We start from the raw sequence: 26683 nt of genomic DNA on the forward strand, positions 1-26683 counted from the left end.
GCCTGGCAGAGTCCAAAATATCATCAGATAAATCCTTTTTTGTATACATGGAAGATGATCAAGACAATGAAGTTATGGTGAACTGAGATATTACCCATGCGTTGAGACAGGCACTGAAAGTGAGACTATATAAACTCTCAGCCTTGAACACATAATTTTAGCAGTGCTGGAAAAAAGAAATTATCTTTTTTGGTACCATCCACCCGAAAAATGGCATTCTTCCGCTCCTGTACTCATCCTCCACCTCAGTTAGCCTCTGATGTGAAAGGATATTTTATAGTAAAGTGAATTTATTACTTTCTTTAAAGAATGCAGGATATAACGTATCTTGTTCTCCTATTCTTCATGGTAAAATACAAAGAAGCTTTAAAATGAAAATCCAGTATTATCAGCTCAATGCTTTTTGATCTTATCCAAAACTCAAATGTTGACTGGGTGAGATTTCTAAAATAAGATTATTGCGGTTCTCGTGTGAGTGGGAAATAGTTGACATCACTGACAGGCTATGTTTTTGAAGAAGCGTTCTATCAATATTTTATAGGCTGTACATCAGTTACTTCTAAACTCTTTTAAATGTATTAAAAAACAGACACCTTAAGAGCATTTCCACCCTCACTTTTGAAAAATTGACATTATGAAACCTTTATATTTAAACCAGGTTTATCCAGAGAACCAGTAGAAGGTGAACTCCAATAAACGCAGGCACGGAGTACCTGAACAGGGGTTTCTGCGTCTTGTGCCTGAACTGTACCATTCCAAGCCACGCGCCGATTGGACCGAAAAATGCAGCTATCAACAGGCTCTGTTCCGAAATGCGCCATTTTTCCTTTCTTGCTTTGTATTTATCCATCCCGTAGAGGGCAAAAGAAACTGCGTTAAGGGCGATATAAACGAGAGGAAAAAGAAAGTAAACAGGATCTGTCATAGGAAAGAATTCTCCTTCATAATAATTAAAGGCTGTGATGTTCGATAGAAACTATTTTATTTTGATTTCGATGAAGAATTTTACAATTTAATTCAACTTTAGATAATTGAAATCTGGCTTTCATTAACATGATTGGAAATGATTTTTCGTTATACTTCCAGGCTGCAAAGAATTTTAGATGAAACCGCCATTCCCATGCATGTGTCCAGTGTTTCCGAGGACATCATTCCTATTACCTTTCCTCCCTGCACGATAGGAGAGCCGCTATCCTCTGGAGCCGGCATATCGTGGCACTGGAATCCCAGAAAAAGTAATGAAGCCCCGGAGTTAGCTACCCGACAATAACGGATGGTACGGGTATCGTTGATAAGCTCAGCCAGTTCCAGCTCAGCCGGGATGCCAAATTCCGTGATTTCAACCGGGGTATCAGGAGGAAGCTCTATAAGGACTACACCGTGATCTTTCAGAATTCGCGTAACAACAAATTTCTTTCCATCAATTATCGGACGGTCTCCTTCTCCCTGGAATAAATGGGAAACCGTGACCGCGTAAAGAACTCCCTTGAGTAAGATTACAGCACCGATAATACCGCGTTTACCATTGTGAAAAAAAGAACTGCCTGCTTTTATCATAAGCTTTCACCAGCCTGCCGGTTTCGCCTGGGTATGGTTATTGTATTTTCGGGGTTTACGTAAAATTAGGTTTCAATTATATTTAACTTTAATATAAAAAAGATTTATTAACTGAGGATTATTCGATCACTCAGAAGTTTTTACTCAGATGCTTTATCACCCGGGTTCTTAACGCTTCCCTTTAATTCTGGAATAATTCTGTGAACCTTTTTCTGGTATTCCCTATACTCATCACCGAACTGTGCCACAAGCCTTGTTTCCCAGTGCAGAGATCCCAGAAACAGGTAAACAGTGGTCAGAAGGTATACGATAAGAAGGTTTACGGTCATAAAGGGAGTGAGCAGCATTACGACCAGCCCCGAGAGCAGGAAGGGGTCCCTTACCCACCTGTAAATTCCCTTTATCTTCAGGGAACCTTCTTCTGAAGCCTGTGGACCGGACAGCTGCGAGCGTATTTTAAACCTGTGCGGTGCATTCCAAAAAGCCATGGGAGCAAGAATACCTGCAATAACCTGTCCACCGACCATGAGCCAGCGCCAGGGAGAAGGTATTTTATAGAGGATACGCCCCGGGTTTTTGTAGAGCTGATAGGCAAGCGGCAATACGGTCAGAACTGCAACAAGGCTGTATGCCGGCAAATAAAGTTTTTCTGCCCTGGGACCGGCAGCTTTCATGACCATGCGTTTGAAGGGCAGGCTAGCAGTCAGGCTGTGAATAACTGCAAATGCTACCAGAGAAAAAACAGGTGTAGTTTTAGAAGAAACCAAATCCAGCAATCCCCTTTATTTTATTTAAATAGCTTATATCTCCACACTAATATGAAAAGTTTGCTATAGTGCCCAAAAAAGAGTGGAAGTGAGGACAATTAACTGGACTGATTGGGATAGAAGATAATTGAAGTGCAGGAAGATTGATATGGAAGGATTGATACGGGTTAATGCTCATAAAGTTTAAACATTATACTGATGACAACGTAAATCTCATCCTCAGTTTGACAGTATAAATTAAATTTAATGAGAAGCTTCAGTTTTTTACCAAAAATCAATTGACAGTATTCATAAATTTCATCAAATTGCCTCTGATGTTCCAGCTTCACAATCACTATAAGGTAAATTAGTAGGGATTTTTGTCCTATTTTGGCATTTTTGGTATCTGACTTTTTAGATACTATCTGTGTTTTATCTGGGATTCATGTTTTCTGTCAAATTCTATACCAAAATTTTGATCAAAAATTATGAAAATAGCCATCAAGAGAAAGAGAATCATCTGTCAAATTGAATCGTAAAAAATGGGCAAAAATTTGTTGAAATAATATTACTTATTATTCCAACAGATATGAAAACAGTCTTTCAACATAAAAATCAAACTGTCAAACTTAGGTCTCATTGGCCGTAGCGTAAATTTCATTTTCACTGTCAGGCAAGTCATAGTAGATGATTCCCCAAAAGATTTCTGTGTAAGGGGGTTAAAAAATAAGGATTATTGGGGAATGGTTTTGAAGAAACGTTTTTAAAAAATGTTATTGGGGTAGTTATTATAAAATCATATTTATAAAATTATATTGAGGTGCTCATAAAAATTGAAAATGTTAAGTCAACTTATAATCAAGCCGACTTATGACGTTTTCAAATTTATTTAGTAATAATAGTTTTATGAACCCATAGCTTTCCGTTGTAACCAGTGCACTTGATAGTCAGACAGCTAATATAATAACCATTCTTTGCATACTTGTGTACCGGATTTTTTAGCTGTGGGGTAATTTTCGTTCCTTCCAGATGAGTCCCATCTCCAAAGTCCCATCTGATATATGTCTCTGTACCTTTAGACAGGTCCTTGAACTGTACTATTCGTGAATCAGTACTCGAAGCTGGTACCACCGTATAATCAATGTAATTACCCCCACCGGTTAAACGTTGTGTTGCTGGGGGAGTTCCTGCACCAAGGGGAGTTTTGTACACATTAAGTGCTGCAGAGGCTGCTGAAGACAATAAAGCCAGAATCATCAATGTGGCGAAAACAGACAGTGTCATTTTCCATATATACTTTCTATTATTTTTCAGTTTATTTCCCTCCTGTTTTTCTCATTACATGATCCGGGATACCCCGTAATCAAAAACAACAGAATAAAATTACTCAAAAACTACAGGAGAAATTAACATATAAACATACTTATTTTCTAGAAATTAAATAAAAATTAAGATGCCAGTTTAAAACTTGATAATGCTTTATTTTCCGGTCTAAAACATGATAACAGTATAAATTCATTTATTAATAGCCTCACCCGTTTTAATCAAAAAAATAAGGACTATGAGGAGGTTATAGAGTATACAGATCTGGAGAAATTTATTTATTATTGAGAAAGTTAGGAGGTTATTGATGCGCTGACTTCTGAGTCAGGGCATCCTTAAATCGCTTGATTTCCAGCAAGAATCGACGAAATATCCACAAGTTATAAAATTTTATAAATTTCAGGTATATGATAAATACAATGCTTAAAAAATGGCTAAAATACAATACTCAAATATGGTTAAAATACAATATTCAAATATAGCTATTCTGTGCCAGAATCCAAGTGTCTTAGAGCCATTAATTTAACTGGTCCGGATGCTCATGAAGTTCTTTTGAATGAAAAGACACTGAGTAAAAACATTTTAGCATGAGACTTCCAGAAGCCTTTCAGAGTCCTTACTGGTCTGACAATTATCAGCCTGGGTAAAAGTGGATCCGTGAGAGTGAGGATTTCTGAGAACAGAAACTTATAATAAAAACACAGATTTTCTAAAATCCAGAATTGCGTTTTTTCACCTATCGACATATAAAAGGTTAGTACAAAGGTTAGTACAAAGGGTAGAATTCAAACCATCAGATTTTCTTTCCAGATGCAGAAATTCACTCAACAATATTTATATGTGGGAAGGGTTACAGTAAAGAAGGATTTTTCCAAACATTTTATATTACTGATAAGATTAATTAAGATAGCATGACATGTAGAGACATGGCATTCATGCATAAAAACTTATGACCTGAGAATGGTTTCACAAATCAAAAGAAGGTTCTGTTAATGAAATACTGGCAGCCGAAATACGAAACAATGAACCCCGACGAAATGAAGAAATTGCAGCTGAAACGCCTTCAGAAAAGCGTAAAGCTGGTCTATGACAATGTTCCTTTTTACAGGCAGAATTTCAAAGCAGCCGGAGTCACTCCTGATGATATAAAAACCCTCGATGATGTCCGTAAACTGCCTTTCACACGCAAAACAGACCTTCGGGACAATTATCCTTTCGGCCTTTTTGCTGCAAAAAAAGAAGATATAGTACGCATTCATGCATCCTCAGGGACAAGTGGAAAACCAACGGTTGTCGGTTATACTGCAAAGGACATAGAGACCTGGTCAGACCTTATCGCCCGCAGCCTCACAATGATAGGCCTTTCAAAGGGCGACACGATCCAGAACTCCATGAACTACGGCCTCTTTACAGGCGGACTCGGATTCCACTACGGCGTTGAAAGGATGGGAGCGATGATCGTGCCGGCAGCAACAGGAAACACTGCCAGGCAGCTTGAGATGATGATTGACTTTGGGGTAACCGCAGTCCACTGCACTCCTTCCTATGCTTTCTACCTTGCAGAAACCGCAGAAGAACTCGATCTTATAGACAAGCTATCTTTAAAAGCAGCAATCTTTGGAGGCGAGCCCTGGTCGGAAAACACCCGCAAGCAGCTTGAGAAAAAGCTCAACCTCAAAGCCTACGACTGCTACGGCTTATCCGAAATGTTCGGGCCCGGTGTCGGCTTCGAATGCCAGGAACAGGACGGTCTGCACATCTGGAGCGACAACTTCTTTGTAGAAGTCCTTGACGAAAACGGAGAGCAGGTTTCAGAAGGCGAAAAAGGCGAACTTGTCATTTCCTCAATCAACAAAGAAGGCTTCTGTAATATCAGATACCGCACAGGCGACATGACAAAACTCCTCGAGTCAGAATGCGACTGCGGCAGGACAACCACAAAGATCTCACGCCTGCTCGGCAGGGCCGACGACATGCTCATAGTCAGAGGGATTAACGTTTTCCCCTCCCAGATCCAGGACGTAATTTCAAAGATCCCGCAGGTAGGCGAACACTTCCAGTTGATCCTCGACCGCAACAAACACATGCTCGATGAACTCACAATCGAAGTTGAACTCGAAGAAAATGCCTTTACCGGCGACCTCAAAGACTTAAAAGCCGTCCAGGACCATGTACAGCACGAACTTAAAGCTGTCCTGAATATTCGCACAAACGTCGAACTGCTGGAGAAAGGTAGCATAGAGAGGACCGCAGGAAAGGCAAAGAGAATCATTGACAGAAGACCTCAGATCTGACATCCATGCAGTTTGGAATCATTGTTTACTAACTTAAATGGTCAGGGAATTTTTATTCTCTGATCCCTTCAACTTTTTTGCTTCCGTTAAGCAATTTTTTGATCCTTTTTTTCAAACAACAACCATGTTGAAAATATCGCTTTTTAAAGCCCCAGGCAACTACACGCTCGACGCAGGCGAGTGGCTTTTCCGTAAAAGCTGCAAAAAAGGTGAATTTCCTGAATTTAAGAAGAGCCCTAAAAACCAGTTAAAACCCGAAATTACTCACTTTAACCTTTCTAAATAGCAAGAAGGTATAATAAAACACGATTTGGTGTTATAGCCAAAAAGATAAGGAATGTGTTGAAATAACACATTCATCCAGAGCTTGAACTTGCTTAATATTAGGAGCTCATGTTACCAGAGCTCATTGGATCAAACTTTATAGCCCTATCATACACGATTTCTGAGTAAGCTGGGCCGGTTTTTGTAGTGTTTTCCATATAGAGTCTCCAGGCAATGAAAAGAGGCTGATCCAGTTCTAAACCATGAGCTCCCTGACCATAAGGAACTTCATAGCAGTATTGATCATCCTCACTGCAGTTTCTGGCGAGCTTGTAGACATAGAGGTATTTCGCGTTTGGATTGTCAGGGAGGTATTCCTCAGCAGACCCGCTGAAATCTGCGTCTGTGATTGCTCTGACACCATTCCACACATCAGCTCCGTATATTGCGAAGTTCGAGTACGTTGCCTTTCCTGTGGCTACATGGTTGACCCCATAGACGATTATGAATTCATCGGAATCATTGCCCAGAGTGATTGCCGGGTCTCGCAGGAAAGGATAGTACTGCGAGGTGTCAAAGAAAGGAGGTGTAGGCGAAGAGATACTCTGGTTTGCTGTCCAGAGATAGCACGCGTCGTTAGCTGGACCCAGGACATTTATACCTCTCTGGATAGCATCAGTCCCTATAGGAACTGTCTGACTGGTTGGAAGCGCTGTGGCATTTGATTCGTTATACTTGTCAAGAATCGCAATCCTTAGCTCTTCGAGATCATCCATGAGGTCAAACTCTGTTTTCCCGGTTCCACGAACCCTTAGCTCCGGATAATCATACGGGTCAAGTTCAACAGTTTCGTTGGGAGTAATCCTGAAAACAGTACCGGTTGAATTATTGATGTAATTCTCACCAGCCTGGGTGTCATTGAACAGGGCCGGGCGGATAAATGAGGCAAATGTATCTGAATCATTCTCCACGCCCAGGTTCAGTATGACAGAGGGAAGAACCTGGGTATTAATTATATTATCCGAATATCCTGCAGACTCGGCAGCAGCCCGGATGCGCTGGTCAATGCCTCTGTCAGCAGTAACGATTATTACTGTGGTTTGATTGAAAGGATTTCCAGAAGCCCCATCCGGAGTCCCTTCGGTTTTGATAACCAGGTTGTTTATCGTATCTGCTAAAGTAGCAAAGATCCATCTCCTCTCGTTCCCGATTGTCCTGTGTATCACAAAATTTTCGTAGCTGAAGTACCTGCATTCAGGCGGTGTCCTTCCCACGAAAACAACAGCCTCATCAGGACCAAGATTCCAGAAAGGAGTTGTATTCTCGCTTACTCCAAGCGTACTGGTTATTTGATTAATTCCTTCTTCTACTTCATAACCAGGCGCCGGTGGAACAAAATAGATCAGATATTTTGTGGTGGGATTATTTCCGTATGCAGAAGGCATTACTCCTTCCTCATATAACCTGAGAAAATCAAAAAATCCCAAGTCACCTTCCTGTACGATGAATCCATCCTGTTCTAAAGCCTGTTGAAAAGCCTCTGTGTCATCTACCTCTGTGTCGTTTACCTCTGTGTCGTTTATTTCCATATCCTCTGCAAGGGTAGTTCCTATTGACATTGTAAGCAAAACGGTTAGTATAACTACTAAATAATTTTTCGTATACTTTTCCCCCTATCATTTATACTTATTCTCGCAAAGAATTGCATTTAAAAAAGAAGAATCGCATTTAAAAAGAAAGAATCTCTTTAAATACTTTATAAGCATGTATGATTTTGATACTTCTTAAAAATGAAATGTAATTCTTTACAATGGATACTATAATTATAATTAAATATATTAGAAACCTTGGTGGAACATTAACTAAACTTGGATAGTTGATCTGTTGATTGTTCGAATGATTCCTTATTCCCATACTGCTTTCACCTGTTCTTACTTTGTTAAAATAAAGTACAGAAATACCCAAAGCACCTAAAAAATTTTAAGTATATTTTCATATTATTCCCCAGAACAGTCAAATATAAATACTGCTTTCTAAGAACCGGGGAAATCCAACGCTCGACGAAGGAGAGCAGCCTTTCCCGTGAAGTATGCAAAAAAGATGGATTTCCTGAATTTAAGAAGAGTCCTAAAAACCAGTTAAAACCTGAAAATTATTCATTTTAACCTTTCTAAATAGCAAGAAGGTATAATAAAACACGATTTGGCGTTATAGCCAAAAAGATAAGGAATGTGTTGAAATAACACATTCAGTCAGAGCTTGAATTTCTTAATCAAAGCTTGAACTTACTTAACATTAGGAGCTCATGTTACCAGAATCATTTGTGTCGAACTTTATAGCCCGGTCATACACAATCTCCGAGTAAGCTGGTCCGGTCCTTGTTGTGTTTTCCAAGTAGGCCCTCCAGGTAATAACAAGTGGTTGATCCAGCTCTATACCGTGAACTCCTTGACCATAAGGAACCTCATAGCAGTACTGATCATCTTCGCTGCAGTTCCTGGCGAGCTTGTAGACATACAGGTATTTCGCATTTGGATTGTCAGGGAGGTATTCCTCGGCAGATCCGTTGAAATCCTCATCAGTTATTGCTCTAACGCCGTTCCACACATCTGCTCCATATACTGCGAAGTTCGAGTATGTCGCCTTTCCTGTGGCTGCATGGTTAACCCCATAGACGATTATGAATTCGTCGGAATCATTGCCCAGAGTAACTGCAGGGTCTCGAATGAAAGGATAGTATTCCGAAGTGTCAAAGAAAGGAGGTGTCGGCGAAGAGATAGTCTGGTTTGCTGTCCATAGATAAGCTGCATCGTTGGTAGGACCTACGCCGTTGACTCCTCTCTGAATAGCATCACTCCCTACAGGAACTGCCTGACTGGTCGGAAGCTCTGTGGCATTCGATTCATTATATCTTTCGAGAATCGCAACCCTTAGCTCTTCGAGATCATCCATAAGCTCAAACTCTGTTTGCCCGGTTCCACGGACCCTCAGTTCCGGATAATCATACGGGTCAAGTTCCGTAGTGTTGTTGGGAGTGATCCTGAAAATAGTTGCAGGTGTATTATTGATGTAATTCTCTTCATCCTGGGTATCATTGAATAGGGCAGGGCGGACAAATGAGGCAAATGTATCTGAATCATTCTCCATTCCCATGTTCAGCATGGCCGAGGGAAGAACCTGGGTATTTATTATATTGTCCGAATATCCTGAAGACTCGGCAGCGGCCCGGACGCGCTGGTCAATACCTCTGTCAGCAGTAATGATTATTACCGTGTTTTGATCGAATGGATTTCCAGGCTCTCCATCTGGCGTTCCTTCAGTTTTGATAACCAGATTGTTTATCGTATCTACTACGTTGGCAAAGATCCATCTCCTCTCATTCCCAATTGTCCTGTGCATTAACATATAATCATAACTGAAGTACCTGCATTCCGGCGGGGTTCTTCCCACGAAAACAACAGCCTCATCAGGACCAAGGTTCCAGAAAGGAGTTGTGTTACCGCTCACTCCAAGCGTACTGGTTATTTGATTAATTCGTTCTTCTACTTCATAACCAGGTGCCGGTGGAACAAAATATATCAGATATTTTGTGGTAGGATTGTTTCCATATGCAGAAGGTAATACTCCTTCCTCCAATAGCCTTAGTAAATCAAAATAGGCCAGATCACCTTCCTGTACGATGAATCCATCCTGTTCTAAAGCCTGTTGAAAAGCCTCTGTGTCGTTCGCTTCTGTGATATTTACCTCTGAGTCATTTGCTTCCATATCCTGTGCAAGGGCAGTTCCTGTTAATACAGCGAACAAAATGCCGAGCATTATAACTAATAAATAATTTTTCATATTCCATATCCCCCTATCATCCATAGTTATTTTCGCAAAAAAATACACTAAAAAAGAAATATTGCATCTAAAAGGAGAGGATCTCCCTCAATCTCTTCTATGACCACATGCTTTTGATTCTTTCTAAAATAAAGTGTAATTCTTTGCAATTAATACTATAATTAAAATTAAATATATTAGAAACCTTGGTGGAACGTTAGCTAAATTTGGATAGTGGATCTGTAAATTGTTCAAACGATACCTTATATCCACCCTGTTTTGGTCTGTTCTCACTTTTTGAAAATAATTATATTTATAAAATAATGCCATAGAAGTTCACAAAACATCTAGCAGAATTTAAAGTCCCATATTCCAGATTATATTTCATGGCCAATGTAAATACTGCTTTCTAAGAACCTGGGAAACTCAACGCCTGACGAAGAAGAGTGGACTTTCCCGTAAAACCTGTACAGAAGCTGAAGTTGAAAACTCTATTAGAAACAGGCTGGATGGAACTTTAAAACAGCTAAAACCTGGAAACCAGTCACTTCTCAGTGGTGAAATGATCATGGTGATGTTATTGAAAAATATCAGGGCGATATACAGTTAGCCATGATAATGTTATTGAAAAATATCTGGAGGATATACAGCAGTCCATGCGAAACTGTAATAAAAGCAATTGAATACTATAAGCAGGCACTGACAGTATCAAAAGTCAGTGATCCGGAATAAAAAGAGAGAAAGAATGGAAACTTTTATTCCAAACAAATTTTATTTCTAGTCCTGAGATATAGAAAGTAAAATAGATTTTCTCTCAGATAATTTTGAGAGTTTTCCGTTTGAAATTGCTTATCCACAGTTTTCAATTCTGTTATCGTGGATATTTACATTTGTTTCCTGTGTGTTTAAACGTATTACTGCAGGCACTGGCAGGTCATGGAAATAGTTTCCAGATGCTTCTATGTTTTTGAGATTTCCCTGCAGTTCAAGACCAGCATATCCGCCGCCTGATGTTGTACATTCATTGTTCTTCATTACTCCATCAGTTACGGAATCAAACCTGACGGATGAGTTGGTCCGGTTAATAAACTTGGAATTCTTAACTGTGATGCCATTTACGTGGTATGCATACACGCCATCATGGCCGCACTTGTTTACAGTTACGGAATCTATCATTACGTTGCTTGATTTTGAGATAAGCATCGCATCATTGCAACCGTTCTGGAACGTAACGCCCTGGATTGTCAGTCCGTTACAGTTTATTATGGTTGCCATATTGTAGCTTGAAGTTCCGAGCCTTATGCCAGAATAATAGTCACTCTGGCTTCCGTCAACAGTTAAGTTTTCTATTTTAACGTTGCTTGCAGAACCGCCCCTTATCATTATCATGGCTTTCTTTTCTGCAATACTGCTCTCACGACTACCCCAGAGAGGAAGCCCTTTGGCAAGCTTAATTGTTACACCGGAATCTCCGGCAAGGGTTGTGTCACTTCCAATCAGAAGAGAGTCACCAATGTCGTATGTGAACGGGCCTTTAAGCTGGACAGTTGTGCCCGGATTTGCCGCTGCAAATTCTAACGCCTGGTTAATCTGGACGTGGTCGTCCACTCCATCACAGTTGTAGTCTCCACTTCCATCTCCGGTAACAGTTATAGTCTGTGTGTTCTCGCCGCCTAATACAGAAGGTACGGTTGTTAAAGTAAGGCATATTGCGAGGAATAGGGTTCCTAGCTGTCTTTTTAGCATCGTATCACCTTTGGGTTGGATTTTTAGAACCTGAGTAAACTCAAGTTCTACAGGTTAGTTGTGTGTTTTTTCCCAGAGTCGATACGGCTGTTAAGAGAATTCCTGTTATCAGGGATAGGGTCCCCTGATGTCTCTTCAGCATTGTATCGCCCTGGGATGGATCTTTGGAGGGAAATAAACAGAATCTGATCTATAGGGTAATTCGATATTTCCCATTATTTATTAAAATTATATATTACGTATTCGTAATACCATTTTTCCGACATATCTAACTAGATAAGTTTGGATGATCTAATCAGGTCGGCTCTATGCTTGTTATTCAAAAATTTCTATTACGTGTGCGTAATATTTTTGAACCTATCAAATGGTTCTCTGCGATTTATGTGAGGCGGACACACTGTACACAGAGTCTCCACTTTCCTGCTGCCTTATAGGGATCAGGCACCGTAAGTGGCCGGAAATTAGAAGTTTTGTCTTCTATAAACAGAATATGTTACTGACCACAGGAAATTATTCCTCTGGTCAATACCTCCTTGTGTTGATGAATCATGAACTTAACCAGGATAATTATTCTGCCGAAAAATTCCGGCTCAAATGGAAGAATTAACCTGTTATTGAATTCCTGACTTGACATTCAACGTCTACACGGTTATAATATAAAATATTATTGGTATTATAAAAGGCATATAATATATAATGGAATGTATACAGTCTTTAATCGTTAGAACCCTCCAAAACCAATAAGCTATTAAGTAATCAACCACAAACCTTACCTGCAACTTTTTCCTAATTTGAATTTCTTAACATTCATATTTTTGCTCAGCTCATAAAGGTGAAACTATGCCCCACATAATGGAATTACTTGGAAAAACAAAAGTAGTCGTAAAAGATGGAAAGGTTATCGAGGTCGGAGAGCCTGAAGTCAAATGGTGCCCCCTCTTTGCCAAAATACGCGGAATCCAGAAAATCACCCCTGATGAAGTCAGGAAGAATATGGAATTCAGGATCAGTGATTTCGGGATGTTTACCGATAAACGCAGGCTTGAACTCGAAGACTTTGTAGGATTTGGAGCATCCGAGGTTATGATGACAGGCCTCAGCAGAGGTTTGCTTGACACAACAGTAACCGCCTGTGAAGGCGCAGGGACTGTAATTTCCAACAACCCTACCCTTGTCCAGGGCATGGGCGGCAGGATGTCCGGCCTTGTAGAAACAGAGCCTATAGAAGGCATCATAAAAGGGATTACAGAGCGCGGCGGAATTGTGCTTGACCCTTCAACCGCAAAAATGGACCCTGTTGCAGGAGTGAAAAAAGCAGCAGAGCTCGGTTACAAAAAGATCGCAGTAACCGTTGCCTTTGCCGAGACTGCAAAAGAGGTTCGGAAACTTGAGTCCGAGCTCGGGCTTGACCTGATAGTAATCGGGGTGCATGTTACAGGTCTGGACAGGGAAGAAGCCCAGGCCCTTGTAGAAAATTCAGACATTGTAACCAGCTGCGCTTCAAAGCCCGTCAGAGACCTTGTAAAACCCCTCGCTCAGGTTGGAACTGCTGTACCTCTTTTTGCCCTTACCCAGAAAGGAAAAGAACTTGTTATTGAAAGGGCAAAGGACATCAAAAGCCCGATTCTGATCAATACCATGGCTCTTCCTGTTCTACCTGAGCACAAACAGCCAAAGAACCTTAAATAAAACAAAATAAAATGAATAATGAAATAAAAGAATAAAATGAATAATGAAATAAGGCGGCTTAAACCATTAAAGCCGTTACTACTTTTTAGTAATCCCAGGCTTTTGTATTTTTGATTTTCTCTTTTTTATCTTTTATTTAATCTGTATTTTCACAGACCGAACCACATTCCCAATATAGAAATCGGGGGAATGGAGTACAGTATCTACAACTATCTGGACATCTACGATGCTGAAACCAGAGAGATGTCTCGGTTCAAAAAGGTAAAAGTTAACGAATATCCATCGGAAAAGGGTGACAAAAGGTGGATTATTACTGCTGAAGATGGTAAAGTATTAATGGTCACAAAGAGCTACTGCAAAGAGACTTTCAGCTTCACTAATAACTTCAATTTCAGGTTTTCAGGTATATTGAGAACTTTATAGACGTTGTCGATTTTCAGTTCGGAATCGGGGGTAGGGTTATAACATTACAGGAGACAGGAAGTGGACTTGGCATGGTGGAAGATACTTCAGGGTTCGTAATATAAATTTTTAAAATCCTATTTTTTTAATCATATCTTTTTAATCATATCTTTCAAAATCTTATCTTTTTAAAATACTATCTTTTTTCATCAGCTAATTCTCAAAATCATTTCTTTGTTGATCTTTTTTGTGGATTTGATCACACTCAGAAATGTTCAATCAAAACAGTATAAGAAAGCTCAAAATATTTACTGGAGAAAACTTAATATTTTACTTTGCTTTCAGGAAATATGTACAATACAATAACTTTAAAGGTTATGACAAAAACTTTAACAATAAAGCAGGAAAATATGGAAATATGAAAAATGGAAATAAAAAAGCGGGCCTTCCTGGGGACTCAGTGATATCCGAAGGACAGGAAATGGCAGAAGTAAAAGCTATCAAGGAAAAGCTTTCCGAAATGCACAGTGATATTAAAAAAGTCATGGAATTCACCAGCAGGCTGCGTTTGGAAGCTGCTCTTGAAAGTTCAAGACAGGAGTACTCAAACGCTCTTCTCAACCACCTCTTCGAAGATATAGATACAGGGCTTGAGAAAAATATGGTGAAAAAATGCCCTGAAAAGCAAAAGTGTACCTCTGCATTTACAGCCCTCCTGCAACAGAATGCAGGGCTTATAAAGAAAAACAGAGTGGACGATGCTCTAATCTCGGATAGCAGAAAAAAGTTGGAAGATTTGAAATGTGGAGCTCCTTACAGCAAATGTGAGAAATGCTTTTCAGAAGTTTCGAGCCTTCTCGTAAAACAGGTCAATCTCATGCGTTCCATGAGGATTTACGCAGATAATCAGGAACAGAAACCGAATATCTCAGCACTCAAAACCTCAGCGGTTATGAGCGAGATTCTTGAGCCGGTCTCAAACCTCCAGCGCCTGGAAATTCTAAGGGCAGTAGCGTTCGAAGCAAAAAGCTTCTCCGCTTTTTCCGAACTCACCGGCCTCAGAGGAGGAAATTTGCTCTTCCATCTCCAGAAGCTTACGGAGAGCAGGCTGATTATGCAGCAGCACGAGAGAGGGGACTATATGATCACCGAAAAAGGGTTCAAGATACTTCAGGGCCTGAACGAAATTTATTCCTCACTTCAAGGTTATCCTCTTCAAAATTCTTCAAGGCAGGAATCCGAAGAGAATGACTCCCAGAAGAGGAAAGACACTCCAGAGTTGGCTATTTAAGTCCGGTTTTTTTGGCCCCGGTTTTTCAGTATTTACTGGCAATTTTATACTGCTCTTCTCACTATCTGGAAGATCAGGTAATCCAGGATTATGATAATACAGTGGAATGCATTAACTACATTTCAGTGCCGATTAAGTATATATAATAACCTGCCAATATAGGATTGTAGAATGAGTTCTCCGGGGAAATCATGCTTCACAGAGCCAGAAAATCAGGCAACAGGGAAATGGAAAAACGGGAAGGAAAAGGTTAGAGGAAAGACAAAATTCGAAAAAAACAAAAATATGAGGGATAAATATGACTGTAAGAGATGACATTCACGGACAGATTGTTGCAGGCCTAAAAGGCGCAAAGTTTCCAATAAACACCCCCGAGGAATTGCTCGCTGCTTTTCCTGCGGGTGCAGACACCACATGCAGATCAGGCGACCTTGCAGTTACTGCAGGAGAAGCAGGCAAATTGCTTACTCCTGCAGATTTTCCGTTCAGGGATGCAAAACAGGTGGCAGACACAATAGTTGACAGGGCAGGGCTTTAAGTCCTGCTTATTTCTTTCTTCGTTCGCTTTAAGTTCTCCTTTTTCTCTCTTTCCTTCTGTATTGTTTTTCTATCCGTGCTCAGCACCTCACTTCCGGAACGGATATGAGGTTTCATTTCAGGTCAGAAAACCAATGTTGTTTACCTTAGAAGATCAACCTGTAAAGATCCGATTACCTGTCAGATAGAAATTCAGAAATTAAGCAGGAATAATAAGGTAAAAATTACAATATTGAACCACAATATTAAATGATACGATTTTTAATACAATATTTCTTTTCAGGAGGGTGGTTTTAAATGCCTCATATAATGGAAATGATGGGGAAAGCAAGAGTAGTCGTAAAAGACGGAAAAGTTATAGAAGTCGGAATCCCTGAAGTAGAATGGTGCCCTCTTTTTGTCAAACTGCGGGGAGTTGAAAAGATGACTCCTGATGAAATCAGGAAAAACATGGAGGCCCGGATCAGCGAGCTGGGAATGTTCACGGAAAACCGCAGGCTTGAATTTGAAACAACTGTTGTTGCCTTCGGAGCCTCAGAAATAATGATGAGCGGTCTCACCAGTGGCTTCCTTGAAACAACCGTAACAACCTGTGACGGAGCAGGAACCGTGATATCAGGCAATCCTGCGCTGGTTCAGGGAATAGGAGGGAGGATGTCCGGCTTAATCGAAACCGAACCTATAGATGCAGTGATCAGAGGAATAGAAGAACGAGGAGGAACTGTTTTGGATCCTTCAACCGCAACCATAGATCCTGCAGGCGGAGTAAGAAAAGCAGCTGAACTTGGCTATAAGAAAATTGCAGTTACAATTGCAGATGCCGAGACCGCAAAAAAGGTCAGGAAAATAGAATCCGAATCAGGGCTTGACCTTTTCGTTATTGCAGTACACATAACGGGCATCAGCAGGGAAGAAGCTCAGGAGCTTCTGGATAACTCGGATATTGTGATCAGCTGTGCTTCCAAATACATCAGGAAACTTGCAAAACCTCTTGTGCAGGTAGCAGCTGCAATTCCCCTATTTGCTCTCACAAAGAAAGGAAAAGAACTTGTGATCGAAAGGGCAAAAAATATCGAGAGCTCAATTCTGATCAATACCATGCCACTGCCGGTTATACCTGAGCATAAACAGCCGAGAGAACTGATTTGAAGGCAATACATTTTAAAAATTATCTCCCAGAAGAGGCAAATAGAAGAGTTTTAATGGAAAACAAAAAGATAAAAAGCTCAAATGGGAAACAAAAAGATAAAAAATTCATTCTAATTTTTCAGGGTTTTCCGGACTGCCAAAATTGACTGCTAGAAATAAGCAGTCCGGGTCCCTGTGGTTTGACTTAAAAACAGCAGCTTATCAATTTTTAAAATTTTAATTGATTTTCCAGTATTCAATTTATGAATATTGTTTTAATTACTTTTTTTAGTTACTTATTTTTAAATATTGCTTTAATTAACGTTTTTTAGTTATCGTTTTTTAGTTATCGTTTTTTAGTTATCGTTTTTTAGTTGTCGTTTTTTAGTTATCGTTTTTTAAATACAGTTTTCAGTCACTTTAGAACTCTTGATGTTTAAACCTACTGTATTTCCAGTTTTAAGAATATTTGAATTTTAAACTTTGATAAGTTACTGCTGAGAGGGTTGGCTTTATGAGGTAACCGGTTTGTTATTATTTCTTTGAACCTTTGGATAGTTTGCTGTCAGCTTTTGCATTCTTCTTTGCTGGTGCTGGAGCTTTTGCCTGTGTTTTTCCACATTCTGCTCCTGTTTTTGGAGCTTTCTCAGTTGCTGTATTTTTTGCCATTAAAACACCTCTGACTTAATATTTTATATAAGTATGCTGAATACTGTTTTAAATAAATATATAAGTTTTGAACCAGAATGTTAACTTATTCAAAAAACTATTATGTAAATCAACTATCAACTAGAATTGAGCCCGTGACCATAATCAAATTACGGAGCCTGTAACCATAATCAATTTACAATAACTATACAGTATCTGAAAGTAACTTAATTCCAGAATTCCAGAAAAACTGGTTGAGAATAAAGATGGTTGAGAATAAGATAAAACACAGGGTCACAGGAGAAAGTCTGGAATGGATAGGCTTTACTTTTTTCCTTTTAACTTCCCGATTATTCCAGATAAATTAATTCTGGTTTGATATTCAGTTTCGGGGTTCTTTTGATTTTTAATCTGAGAATTCTCTTTTTCTCGCATCTTCTTATCGATATTTTCCATTCTTTTATCTATTAAATATTCCCCAATCGGAGTGACAAAGCCAACAAGTATCCCCAGTCCCAGAAAAATATAGATTACAGTAAAAATCTTACCCAGGTCTGTTTGAGGCGTAAAATCCCCGTATCCTACAGTTGCCAGTGTTATTACCGAAAAATAGAAAGAATCAAGCCAGCTCCAGCCCTCAACAGAATGATAGAAAAAAGTACCTGAAGCAAGCGTCAGTGTAGTAAGGTACAGAAGGGATCGGAATTTTGGATCCTTAAGCAGCGTTTTTACTGTATTTAAAAACATCATTATTGTAAAAAGAAACGGTATCGTAACCTATATCCCCCACAGCTGTCGATCTTGCTTTATCCTTTTCTCATGCTACGAATCAGAGAATTCTGAAGGGTTTTTCCCTATTACTTCTCTCTCCAAGGCTTAAAAAGACATCTATGAGAAGGGTTAACCTGTGATTACTCCATGTACAGGAGTAAATACAGGCTCCCAGAAACTGAAAGTTCTTAAAAGCACTGGCAATTATTACCGTCCCATTTCTCAAAACCTTTCCCAAGGAGGTAAAGGGCAAAAGGAACCAGCAGCAGATCCACAAGAGAATAATAAGGGCCAAACATGGAAAGAACTATGTTAAGCATCAGTAAAGGCACGACCGAAAGCGTATAAAGGGCAAAGGTCTTTGCGTTGTAGAGATTAGTGGACGGGGAAAGCCCGGTAAGGTAAACGAGTACTGCAACCATATAAAGTGAAATCGTAAGAAAAAGCAGCATTGATGGGATAAGGGACCCTGGTTCGTTTTTAAGGGCAAGCAGTGTAAGGATTGCCAGCGGAATGAGGTTGAGGAAAAGATAGCTGTTCAGTTTGCTCTTTATCATGTCAGATACTTTCAGGGGGAGAAAGGCGTAAGAAGCAAAAATATCATACTCGGTAAGCCAGTTATACATTGAAGATGAAAGCACACCCAGCACCAGAGCAAAGATTGTAAGTGTACTTAAAGCAGGCATTACTCTTCCCAGAGCGGACAGGAGTATCCATACAAGCGTAAGAGGCAATACAAAAGAGAAAATTACTTTTCCGAGCCCTCCTTCACTCCTTTTAAGGTCAAGGGAATCTTTTGCAACAAAGGCTGCATATCTGTATGAACCCAGAAGCCTGCATAGTTTTGAAAAAGAGTTTGAAAAACTCTTTTGAGACTGTGGAAAATCGATTTTAAGGAAAATTATTGACAGGGCTGAAGGGACAAGAATCAGGATGCCGGAGTGCAGGAGCTTGCTTACTGAAGGGTCAAGGAAAAAGGAGAGGCTTGGAAGGCTGTAAAGGACATTCTGGTTCATGTTTCCGGATATGTGGAGCAGGAGAATGGAAGCAATGAAGAGGCAGAAAAGTGAGATCTTTCCTGAATGAGCGTAAACTGTGGACAGGAAGAAAACTGTAGAAATACCAATCACAAAAGAAAGGGAAAGGGTCAGAACAAGCGTCAGAAGAACTGAAGGAATACTGAATATCCCAGCAGGGACAAATTCTGCAGCAAGAGAAAAACCTGCAACAAAAGGCAGAATATAGAGAACAAAATAATATACTATATCTTTTCCAAGAAAATTAGCAAAGATAAATCTTTCAGAAACCGGAAGCACGCGTGAAGAATATGCGATCAGGCTTGCCTGCCCGAAGCGTCGGTTCATGAATTCGCGGCTCATGAGCCCGAAAGCACCGATCATACACCCTAGAAGCAGGAAAAAGTAATGTATTCCTAAAGCTATCTGGGTATCGGTAACTATTTCCCTGAAAACAGGCAGGACAAGGCTTACAAAAAATGTAAATAAAAAAATAAAGACCGGAAAGAGGGCAAAACCTCTATGCCCGAAAAGGCTTGAGTGCATCCTCCATTCTTCTTTGACCATGTTTTTGAAAATGTCAAACATAAAATCCCTGCAGATCGTTGTTTTCATAATTACTGTTTTTACACCTGCTCTCAGACCGGGAGAGGAACTTCTGTTGTAGGTTTTTGCATAATATCGTTTGAAATTTCTTTCCGTCTGCTAACAAGATCAAGGAAGAAGCCTTCAAAATTCCTTTTCTGAAGTTCGGGATCGTCAAGGCGGCCTGTATAGACCAGTTTTCCTCTGTAAATTACCCCTATGCTTGTGCAGATCTCTTTTGCAATTTCAAGAATATGAGTGGAAATGAAGATCGTACCTCCATTATTCACATAACCCTTCAGGAAGTCCTTGACCTTCTTCTGCATTACAGGGTCGAGATTGATAAGAGGCTCATCGATAATGGCAAGTTCTGGCTCATGCAGAAAAGCCTGGGCAAACATAAGTTTCTGCCTTGTGCCTCGTGAAAGGTCTTTGCATAAAGAGTCTTTCTGGTCTGCAAAGTCAAAGAAATCAAACCATTTACTGCAGGCTTCTTCATAGTGTTCCATTTTCCGGATTTTTGCAACGAAATGAAGATACTCTTCCGCGGTTAGAAAACTTGGAGGAGTTTCCTGTTCAGGAATAACGCCCACAAGCTCCCTGACTCTAAGAGGGTCTTCGAGTACATTTATTCCGTGAACCCTCAGAGTGCCCGAGGTCGGCTTTATCTGCCCTGTAAGCATTTTAATCATGGTCGTTTTTCCGGAGCCGTTTGGACCAAGAAGGCCAAAAAGCTCACCTTTTCCTATAGAAAGGTCAACACCGTCTACTGCCTGTGTTTGCCCGTAGAACTTGGAGAGACCCTTTACTTCAATCATATTTCAGGCTCCTTTAAGCTGTGATTTTCCTTAAGTCAAATATCTTTTTACAAATACTCTTTATATATTTTTAAGCCTTTCTGTTTTAAGATATATAATAGGTAATGTGAAAAATAATTTGGCTTTTATAACTATGAGATCATGAAGTCTTAAAATATAAGGCTCTTAATTCAGAAAGAATATAGCCTCTGAAAAATAAAAGAGAAAGAGAATAAAAGAGAAAGGGAATAAAAGAGAAAGGGAATAAAAAGAAAGAAAATAAAAAATAAAGGGAATATAAGAGAATTAATCTTTATTGTATATATTAATTAGTTCTATATAGGACTCTTTCACAATTATTTTATAGATAATATATATCGGGATTGCGAGTACCATTCCGAGAGGACCTAAAAGTTTGGACGCTGCAAGGGTCAGGATCACACTTAAGAGAGGGTTAATATTTACTTTTTCTGAGATCATGAAAGGAATGAGGTAGAGGTTATCAATAGTCTGGGCAATGACGACGGTTATTACTGCAAAAAGGGCTGTCATCGGGCTGTCGATATAGCCTATAATAACCGGAGGGATTGCTCCCAGGATAGGACCGATATAAGGAATAATATTCAGAAAACCTGCCAGAATGCCCAGAAAAAGCCACCCATCAAGACCTCCGAGATAAAATCCGATACAGCAAATAAGACCTATGATAGCCGACTCAAGCATTTTAGCACTGAAAAAATCCTCCAGCTCACGGCCAATGCTTTCTAAAGCCCTGAGAATTCCATCTGCATGTTCGGGAGGGGCATAAGCATGAATATAATCCCCTATCTTGTTATGGTGCTTGAAATACATGCCAAACATTAGAGGGATTACCAGCACTCCGGTAAGGAAATAGTAAGAAACTTTTGAAACTAGATCCGTAATCCCGGAAAAGATGGTGTTTCCTATCTTTTGCAGGTCTTCAGGTTTTATAAGGCCGGAATCTGCAAGCTTTGAAAGCTCGGACTCGTGCTCGGTAAAAAGGGCTGAGGCTCCGCTTGCATAGTCCTGCTGTATGTTGCCTATGTCCCCTATAAGGGCTCCAATGCCCTGAACCTGGCTGCTGAGGAAAAACAGGACCAGAAGCCCCGAACCTGTAAGCAGGATCAAGCCAACTGTTTTTCTGTTGCAGTTCGGAAACCTGTCCATGCACCTGTTGAATATCTCTATCACTTTTTCCACAATCAGGATAAGGATTGCTCCTGCAATAAGAACTATGAAAATGTCTTCAAAATAGAAGAGAATTGCGAAAAATAAGACAAAAAGTATGGTTGTCAATGCCAGAAACTGCCATATGTTCCTGTTGGTGCTGAGAGGCATGCGTTCCTACCTTTAAATTTCTATCCGGATATTATTAAACTATTTATGAATCTAAGATTTTTAGTTTCCAGATAGCTCTCTGAAAATATAAATAGTAGTTCCTTTGAGTTAAAGAACAGTCTCTTTAAATAATTCATTGAGTTAAAGAATGGTCTCTTTATAATTTTTTGAGTTAAAGAATGGCATTTTTTAAGTCAAAGAGTAATTCCTTCGAGTCTACAGATATATAGAAAAGAGGAAGATCAGAAGTCGTACTCATGTACTGGAAAAAGCTCTGGAAAAAGCTCTGTAAAAAAAGATAAATCTGTAAAAAGAGATAAATCTGTAGAAAGAGATAGATTTGTAAAAAGAAATTATTCGCCTTTCATTTTTTCAATCATTCTTTTGTTCAGACATTCCAAATTTCAATCATTCTTATTTATCAGACTTCTATTTTACCAGACTTCTATTTTATCAGACCTTAATCCTTTCTCTATAAAAACCTTCAGAAACGAAATCACTGTTTCCGGGAGTCAGGGAATTCAATTCACTGGCAGTTTCCCTTAAAAAGAGCAAAAAATCCGACTTTAACCTTAAAATGAGCTCTTCTGGCTGGATGCAGCAAAAAATGGTTGGTTCACCTTCGATTATTCTGACATAACCTTTTTTCTCCATCGTTCTGAGAGTTCCATATATCTTGGGTCTCGGAACTCCCGCATTTTCGGCAATTTCACTTGCCTTTGCCTGTTTCAGGCAGACAAGACTCGAATAAACCTTGGCTTCGTTGCCGGTAAAACCCAATTTCTGAAGGTTCTCAATAAGCTTAAGAGTCATTCAGGTTTCCTCCTTCTTAATGTTCCGGGATCTGATCTAACTGAAAATTTCATTATCCAGCGATTCTATTACCTCTTAAATTCCCTCAAGAATTTTGCTGTCTTTAAAGAATATTATTTATTAAACTCTCCATCTACTATACTGTCACCTTAAGCCGGCAGCTCTGCTTGCTTCTATTTTTCCCAGGATTCTTACCATGGTCTCAAGGCTTTCCATATAACTCTCAATGTCCTCATCATCGACAAACTGAAGCAACTCTTCAGATATTTCAGTGGTAATCTGGCTTAAGTCATTATAATAGTCAAGCCCTTTTTCAGTCAAAGAAACAAGCACTTTTCTCCTGTCATTGGTGTCGGTTTTTCTGAAAACGATCCCCTTCTTTTCCAGGTCGTCAACCATCCTTGTTAAACTGCTCTTATCCATTCCTGTATACTTTCCAAGAGTGGAGGGCATAATTTCTCCTTCAATTCCCATGATCTTAATTACAATGGGCTGGTTCTTGCTCAGTTCCCTGAACTTGCCTGCTGTTTTTTTCTGAAAGGTCTGCTCAAAAATCAGGTTAGCAAGAGCGTCCCTTTCCACTGATAACAGAATTATCTTACTCAGTATTGCCTCATCCATTTTTACCATTCCTTTTTAGCGTACCTGGCCAATCCCCATGAAAAATAACCTGTAACTTCCGGGACTATAACAAACTACCATGAATAAACAAATCTCCACGAATAAATTGAATTTACAATTATACAAAATCATATAATTGATAATCATACAGTTGATAAATCAACTAATATTAGATACTATATAAGTATTTCGACATTATCGATCCGGTCTTAAAAGGCAAACCTGAAAATTGAACACAATATAAAACCAACCTTAATTCCTGAACCTGCTCAGGACTTGATTTATATAGCACCCTCACAGGCCTGTCTGGTAACATCCAGAGTCGAAAGAATGATAGAAAAATCCGGAACCTTCAATGAAGTTCACTACAATAAGTATTCAGTTCGTCCTCCTGAGCGAACGAACCAAATATTCTAAACCACAAATTAGACATGTTAGTCCTCTTGAGCGAAGCGAAAAGGACAGCGGACTGCAGAGACGCAAATCTGCCGAAAAGGACAGCGGACTGCAGAGACGCAAATCTGCCGAAAAGGAAAGAGTACTGTAGAGCCGCAAATCTGCCGGAAAGGACCCCGTTCCCCTGAAGCAGAATTCGGGCAAACAGGACTCCTTCTTCCCGATACAGGACTCAGGCGAGAAAAAAGAGCTTGAATCACGACTTATCCGGCACTCAGGTCTCGATTCATAAGTTCACAGGGATAAGTTCACAGGGATAAGTTCACAGGGCAGCGAATAAGTCTGATTTCATGCTCTTTTCTTCTCCGGGCGGTGAGTTTATCCGACCCGTGCCATTCAGGTAACTGAATATTTTGCCCTCAGGTTTTTCATGAAAACCCCAATTTTCTCCAGTATTCCGGGCTTTTTTCCTCCCTGGCTGTCCATGAGGACTATCAGGGGTGGGAAAATAACGAAGGTTACAACCAGTGCCAGGAGGACATCTATGACAGTCACCAGTCCGAAATTACTTATCATGGGGAAAGGTGAAAATATAAGGGCTGCAAACCCGAAAACTGTTGTGGCTCCCGAAGCGATAAGGGCAGTGCCAGTGGTGGAAGAAGCCTGGAAAATAGCTTCCACAGGGCTCATTCCAGCATTCTTTTCTTCAAAATAACGTTCCATCATAAGGATCGCATATTCAGAGCCCACTCCAAGAATCAGCGCACCCATAACTGCAGTCATTGGGTTATAGGCAATTCCAAGCCCTTCCATGACAAGGCCTGACCATCCGATTACCACCAGCATCGGGATAATGGGAGAAAGAGCCTTTACGATGTTCCTGTAAACAACCAGGAGACCCACAAATACCAGGAAAACACCTAGTAAAGTCATCTGACTTCTGCCTGTTGTGAGCCCGGCAAGCATATCAATAATAACTACAGAGTTTCCCGTAACCGTAACCGAAACTCCGGGAGGCGGCTGCAACCATTGTATATCCTGCAGGATAATATCCCTGAGCTCTTTAATTCCTGCAACTTCAAGGTCTGCCATTGCGTTTCCTATATCGAGGTCGATATGAAGCAGCTGACCTCCTTCTATGTATTGCTGTTTCTGGCTTGCGGGGATTTCGTCATATATCGCCTGAATTTCCTCCGAAGTCTCGGGAATTATCCCGCTGTTTCGTTCTTTTACGAGATCTACAATGCTTGAGGCACTATGAACATGCCCTCTGTTTTCAACCTCGTGCCGGCAAAACTCATCTATCCACCTCAGCAACTCCGGATCACTTGTATCTTTTACTCTCAGGATAACATTCAGGTGGTCCCCAGACCCCGATAATATATTCTGCATGTTTTTATAATTGATCAGGGAAGGCATGTCCTGAGGGATAAAGGAATTGGTGTCTGTCTGGATGGGAATTGACTGGTCAACATAAAGCCCTGCACAGCAGGTAAAAAGGGCAAATATAAGGACCAGTGTAGAATATTTGAGCGTAAGACCAGTGATTTTTCTCAGGATTTTTTCAATTATTCCAGGTTCACGCTCTCCAGTGACGGAAATAGAACCATATCCAGAATATTCAGAATTTTTGGAGTCTGATTCTAACCCGTGATCTTCACTATCGTCCGCTTTGCTCTTTTTTAATTTCTTCATAAATAATCCATACGGATTCTTTCGAGAGATCCAGTCAAAACTGTAAAGGGTAATCAGCCCGAAAAAGAGTGAAGAAATGTAACACATGATTACACCTATGAGCAGGAGTTTTCCAAAGTCCTGGATCATAGGGACAACAGAAGTAAATAGAGAGATAAAACCGAGAGCTGTCATTACAAGAGCTATCAACACTGCAGGTGCTGTGTTCTTGACCGTAGATACAAGAGCCTGAGAAGAAGTTTTTCCTGCCCGGATCTCCTCTTCCATCCTGTTGTGGAACTGAATAGAATAGTCGATTCCAATGCCTATCAATACTGGAAAAGCTGCCATTGAAACCATTGTCATAGGCACTCCGAGATACCCCATGACCCCGAAAGTAAAAAGGACTCCTAACAATACAACAGGGAGCGGAAGCAGTCCCCACCTGACATTCCTGAACACAAGTAAAAGTACGACCACCATAAGTATCCCGGCAATTCCCAGAAGAGTGCCCATACTGGTCCCCATCTCACTTTGAATGTCAAGCATCAGGGAAGGCTTGCCTGTAAGAGTCAATTTATAGCCAGGAGGAAATTCAGCTCCTTCCAGCGCGAGTTCTATGTTATTGATCATGTCTTCCTGCTGCTGGTTTGTGCTGTCCCCTTCTATCTGAATAATTATGAGCGCATGGGTTTTATCAATTACCAGGTTTTTGAAATACTCCGGGTATCTCTCCATCATTTCCCGGATTTCACGGTCAGAATCCGGAATCTTTAACCTCCCCGACTCTGCATAATTAATTTGCTTTATAATGGAAGCAGGACTTGAAACTGTGGTGACTCCGGGAACAATAAGGACCTGCTGCTCGAGAAGGTCGGCAGCTTTCATGATAGCCCGGGTACCCACATCATTTCCCTCAACCATCAATATGATGCTATCCGTGCTGAAAGTTTTCAGGAAAAGATGGTCATAGTCCTTGTATAGCTGCGAATCTTTTGATACCTGGGTCTCGGTTCCAGATGCCATTTCAATATACTGGGCACCCTGCAGGGAAAGAAGGATCAGCAAAAATACAAGGGCCATTGTAACCTTACGGTTATTCAGAATAAAAAATCCCATTTTTTCAAAAACGTTTTTTATAAGAAATCCCCCTGAGGAGGCTGTTTTTCACTTAGGTATGTTTTTCAGTCAGGTTTGTTACGGATTA

General features: G+C 40.2%; 22 protein-coding genes. 7 read left to right on the forward strand and 15 right to left on the reverse strand.

The window, feature by feature from the left end:
- Positions 1 to 649 precede the first annotated feature (649 nt).
- From MSMAS_RS09900 to MSMAS_RS09915, 4 genes are all read right to left on the reverse strand, one after another.
- Complete coding sequence (locus MSMAS_RS09900) at positions 650 to 925, reverse strand: DUF1294 domain-containing protein (protein ID WP_011034778.1); 276 nt, start codon at positions 923 to 925, stop codon at positions 650 to 652.
- A gap of 149 nt (positions 926 to 1074) precedes the next feature.
- On the reverse strand, positions 1075 to 1557 hold the full coding sequence (locus tag MSMAS_RS09905; protein WP_011034777.1) for a hypothetical protein: 483 nt from the start codon (positions 1555 to 1557) through the stop codon (positions 1075 to 1077).
- A gap of 140 nt (positions 1558 to 1697) precedes the next feature.
- On the reverse strand, positions 1698 to 2324 hold the full coding sequence (locus MSMAS_RS09910) for a methyltransferase family protein (protein ID WP_015412869.1): 627 nt from the start codon (positions 2322 to 2324) through the stop codon (positions 1698 to 1700).
- 864 nt (positions 2325 to 3188) lie between these two features.
- Positions 3189 to 3587: a PKD domain-containing protein gene (locus MSMAS_RS09915; RefSeq protein WP_011034775.1), complete on the reverse strand. Its 399-nt coding sequence runs from the start codon at positions 3585 to 3587 to the stop codon at positions 3189 to 3191.
- A gap of 1031 nt (positions 3588 to 4618) precedes the next feature.
- On the opposite strand from MSMAS_RS09915, the gene MSMAS_RS09920 reads away from it, so the two are divergent.
- Complete coding sequence (locus MSMAS_RS09920; RefSeq protein WP_048046525.1) at positions 4619 to 5920, forward strand: phenylacetate--CoA ligase family protein; 1302 nt, start codon at positions 4619 to 4621, stop codon at positions 5918 to 5920.
- A 383-nt stretch (positions 5921 to 6303) separates the two neighbouring features.
- Here MSMAS_RS09920 and MSMAS_RS09930 read toward each other — a convergent pair whose 3' ends face one another.
- The 3 genes from MSMAS_RS09930 to MSMAS_RS09940 all read right to left on the reverse strand — a co-directional run bounded on the left by MSMAS_RS09930 (position 6304) and on the right by MSMAS_RS09940 (position 11749).
- A complete protein-coding gene (locus MSMAS_RS09930) occupies positions 6304 to 7803 on the reverse strand; it encodes a hypothetical protein (protein ID WP_048040282.1) in 1500 nt (499 codons plus the stop codon).
- A gap of 676 nt (positions 7804 to 8479) precedes the next feature.
- A complete protein-coding gene (locus MSMAS_RS09935) occupies positions 8480 to 9949 on the reverse strand; it encodes a hypothetical protein (protein WP_011034772.1) in 1470 nt (489 codons plus the stop codon).
- Positions 9950 to 10852: 903 nt separating this feature from the next.
- Positions 10853 to 11749: a right-handed parallel beta-helix repeat-containing protein gene (locus MSMAS_RS09940; RefSeq protein ID WP_011034771.1), complete on the reverse strand. Its 897-nt coding sequence runs from the start codon at positions 11747 to 11749 to the stop codon at positions 10853 to 10855.
- An 840-nt stretch (positions 11750 to 12589) separates the two neighbouring features.
- On the opposite strand from MSMAS_RS09940, the gene MSMAS_RS09945 reads away from it, so the two are divergent.
- From MSMAS_RS09945 to MSMAS_RS09965, 5 genes are all read left to right on the forward strand, one after another.
- Entirely contained in the window at positions 12590 to 13438 is an 849-nt protein-coding gene (locus MSMAS_RS09945; RefSeq protein ID WP_048046526.1) for a methanogenesis marker 8 protein, read from the forward strand.
- Between the two features lie 189 nt (positions 13439 to 13627).
- On the forward strand, positions 13628 to 13861 hold the full coding sequence (locus MSMAS_RS19240; protein ID WP_048046527.1) for a hypothetical protein: 234 nt from the start codon (positions 13628 to 13630) through the stop codon (positions 13859 to 13861).
- 397 nt (positions 13862 to 14258) lie between these two features.
- Positions 14259 to 15131 (forward strand): winged helix-turn-helix domain-containing protein, encoded by an 873-nt coding sequence (locus tag MSMAS_RS09955; RefSeq protein WP_048046976.1) that lies wholly within the window; start codon positions 14259 to 14261, stop codon positions 15129 to 15131.
- A gap of 298 nt (positions 15132 to 15429) precedes the next feature.
- Positions 15430 to 15669, forward strand: coding sequence for an MTH865 family protein (locus MSMAS_RS09960; protein WP_011034767.1), 240 nt, complete (start codon positions 15430 to 15432; stop codon positions 15667 to 15669).
- A gap of 296 nt (positions 15670 to 15965) precedes the next feature.
- Complete coding sequence (locus tag MSMAS_RS09965; RefSeq protein WP_048046528.1) at positions 15966 to 16817, forward strand: methanogenesis marker 8 protein; 852 nt, start codon at positions 15966 to 15968, stop codon at positions 16815 to 16817.
- A gap of 513 nt (positions 16818 to 17330) precedes the next feature.
- On the opposite strand, the gene MSMAS_RS19785 is transcribed toward MSMAS_RS09965, so the two are convergent.
- The 7 genes from MSMAS_RS19785 to MSMAS_RS09995 all read right to left on the reverse strand — a co-directional run bounded on the left by MSMAS_RS19785 (position 17331) and on the right by MSMAS_RS09995 (position 23406).
- Positions 17331 to 17465, reverse strand: coding sequence for a hypothetical protein (locus tag MSMAS_RS19785; RefSeq protein ID WP_015412858.1), 135 nt, complete (start codon positions 17463 to 17465; stop codon positions 17331 to 17333).
- A 303-nt stretch (positions 17466 to 17768) separates the two neighbouring features.
- Positions 17769 to 18194 (reverse strand): potassium channel family protein, encoded by a 426-nt coding sequence (locus MSMAS_RS09970; protein ID WP_226987616.1) that lies wholly within the window; start codon positions 18192 to 18194, stop codon positions 17769 to 17771.
- A gap of 209 nt (positions 18195 to 18403) precedes the next feature.
- Complete coding sequence (locus tag MSMAS_RS09975) at positions 18404 to 19819, reverse strand: hypothetical protein (RefSeq protein ID WP_048046978.1); 1416 nt, start codon at positions 19817 to 19819, stop codon at positions 18404 to 18406.
- 50 nt (positions 19820 to 19869) lie between these two features.
- Positions 19870 to 20634, reverse strand: a complete 765-nt coding sequence (locus tag MSMAS_RS09980; RefSeq protein WP_048043316.1) for an ABC transporter ATP-binding protein — start codon at positions 20632 to 20634, stop codon at positions 19870 to 19872.
- 285 nt (positions 20635 to 20919) lie between these two features.
- Entirely contained in the window at positions 20920 to 21972 is a 1053-nt protein-coding gene (locus tag MSMAS_RS09985; RefSeq protein ID WP_048046529.1) for an AI-2E family transporter, read from the reverse strand.
- Between the two features lie 453 nt (positions 21973 to 22425).
- The gene (locus MSMAS_RS09990) at positions 22426 to 22785 is read right to left on the reverse strand and encodes a TrmB family transcriptional regulator (protein ID WP_048046530.1); all 360 of its coding nucleotides are present in this window, start codon (positions 22783 to 22785) and stop codon (positions 22426 to 22428) included.
- A 144-nt stretch (positions 22786 to 22929) separates the two neighbouring features.
- Positions 22930 to 23406 carry a MarR family winged helix-turn-helix transcriptional regulator gene (locus tag MSMAS_RS09995; RefSeq protein ID WP_011034760.1) on the reverse strand — a complete coding sequence of 159 codons (477 nt, stop codon included), beginning with the start codon at positions 23404 to 23406 and terminating at the stop codon, positions 22930 to 22932.
- A 443-nt stretch (positions 23407 to 23849) separates the two neighbouring features.
- Here MSMAS_RS09995 and MSMAS_RS18845 point away from each other — a divergent pair, with 443 nt between their 5' ends.
- Positions 23850 to 23990: a hypothetical protein gene (locus tag MSMAS_RS18845; RefSeq protein WP_155395367.1), complete on the forward strand. Its 141-nt coding sequence runs from the start codon at positions 23850 to 23852 to the stop codon at positions 23988 to 23990.
- A gap of 208 nt (positions 23991 to 24198) precedes the next feature.
- On the opposite strand, the gene MSMAS_RS10000 is transcribed toward MSMAS_RS18845, so the two are convergent.
- Positions 24199 to 26595: a hydrophobe/amphiphile efflux-3 (HAE3) family transporter gene (locus MSMAS_RS10000; RefSeq protein ID WP_080503078.1), complete on the reverse strand. Its 2397-nt coding sequence runs from the start codon at positions 26593 to 26595 to the stop codon at positions 24199 to 24201.
- Between the last annotated feature and the right edge of the window lie 88 nt (positions 26596 to 26683).

This window comes from Methanosarcina mazei S-6 (assembly GCF_000970205.1).
Lineage (GTDB): Archaea > Halobacteriota > Methanosarcinia > Methanosarcinales > Methanosarcinaceae > Methanosarcina > Methanosarcina mazei.

Bases quoted from the DNA above. Each gene is read 5' to 3' on its own strand.
- MSMAS_RS09900 (WP_011034778.1), bottom strand. From the start codon at position 925: ATGACAGATCCTGTTTACTTTCTTTTTCCTCTCGTTTATATCGCCCTT.
- MSMAS_RS09960 (WP_011034767.1), top strand. From the start codon at position 15,430: ATGACTGTAAGAGATGACATTCACGGACAGATTGTTGCAGGCCTAAAA.
- MSMAS_RS09985 (WP_048046529.1), bottom strand. From the start codon at position 21,972: ATGCCTCTCAGCACCAACAGGAACATATGGCAGTTTCTGGCATTGACA.
- MSMAS_RS19240 (WP_048046527.1), top strand. From the start codon at position 13,628: ATGGAGTACAGTATCTACAACTATCTGGACATCTACGATGCTGAAACC.
- MSMAS_RS09940 (WP_011034771.1), bottom strand. From the start codon at position 11,749: ATGCTAAAAAGACAGCTAGGAACCCTATTCCTCGCAATATGCCTTACT.
- MSMAS_RS19785 (WP_015412858.1), bottom strand. From the start codon at position 17,465: ATGGCAAAAAATACAGCAACTGAGAAAGCTCCAAAAACAGGAGCAGAA.
- MSMAS_RS09935 (WP_011034772.1), bottom strand. From the start codon at position 9,949: ATGGAAGCAAATGACTCAGAGGTAAATATCACAGAAGCGAACGACACA.
- MSMAS_RS09995 (WP_011034760.1), bottom strand. From the start codon at position 23,406: ATGGATGAGGCAATACTGAGTAAGATAATTCTGTTATCAGTGGAAAGG.
- MSMAS_RS09915 (WP_011034775.1), bottom strand. From the start codon at position 3,587: ATGACACTGTCTGTTTTCGCCACATTGATGATTCTGGCTTTATTGTCT.
- MSMAS_RS09965 (WP_048046528.1), top strand. From the start codon at position 15,966: ATGCCTCATATAATGGAAATGATGGGGAAAGCAAGAGTAGTCGTAAAA.
- MSMAS_RS09945 (WP_048046526.1), top strand. From the start codon at position 12,590: ATGCCCCACATAATGGAATTACTTGGAAAAACAAAAGTAGTCGTAAAA.
- MSMAS_RS09905 (WP_011034777.1), bottom strand. From the start codon at position 1,557: ATGATAAAAGCAGGCAGTTCTTTTTTTCACAATGGTAAACGCGGTATT.
- MSMAS_RS09930 (WP_048040282.1), bottom strand. From the start codon at position 7,803: ATGTCAATAGGAACTACCCTTGCAGAGGATATGGAAATAAACGACACA.
- MSMAS_RS09980 (WP_048043316.1), bottom strand. From the start codon at position 20,634: ATGATTGAAGTAAAGGGTCTCTCCAAGTTCTACGGGCAAACACAGGCA.
- MSMAS_RS09920 (WP_048046525.1), top strand. From the start codon at position 4,619: ATGAAATACTGGCAGCCGAAATACGAAACAATGAACCCCGACGAAATG.
- MSMAS_RS10000 (WP_080503078.1), bottom strand. From the start codon at position 26,595: ATGGGATTTTTTATTCTGAATAACCGTAAGGTTACAATGGCCCTTGTA.
- MSMAS_RS09975 (WP_048046978.1), bottom strand. From the start codon at position 19,819: ATGTTTGACATTTTCAAAAACATGGTCAAAGAAGAATGGAGGATGCAC.
- MSMAS_RS09990 (WP_048046530.1), bottom strand. From the start codon at position 22,785: ATGACTCTTAAGCTTATTGAGAACCTTCAGAAATTGGGTTTTACCGGC.
- MSMAS_RS09970 (WP_226987616.1), bottom strand. From the start codon at position 18,194: ATGATGTTTTTAAATACAGTAAAAACGCTGCTTAAGGATCCAAAATTC.
- MSMAS_RS09955 (WP_048046976.1), top strand. From the start codon at position 14,259: ATGAAAAATGGAAATAAAAAAGCGGGCCTTCCTGGGGACTCAGTGATA.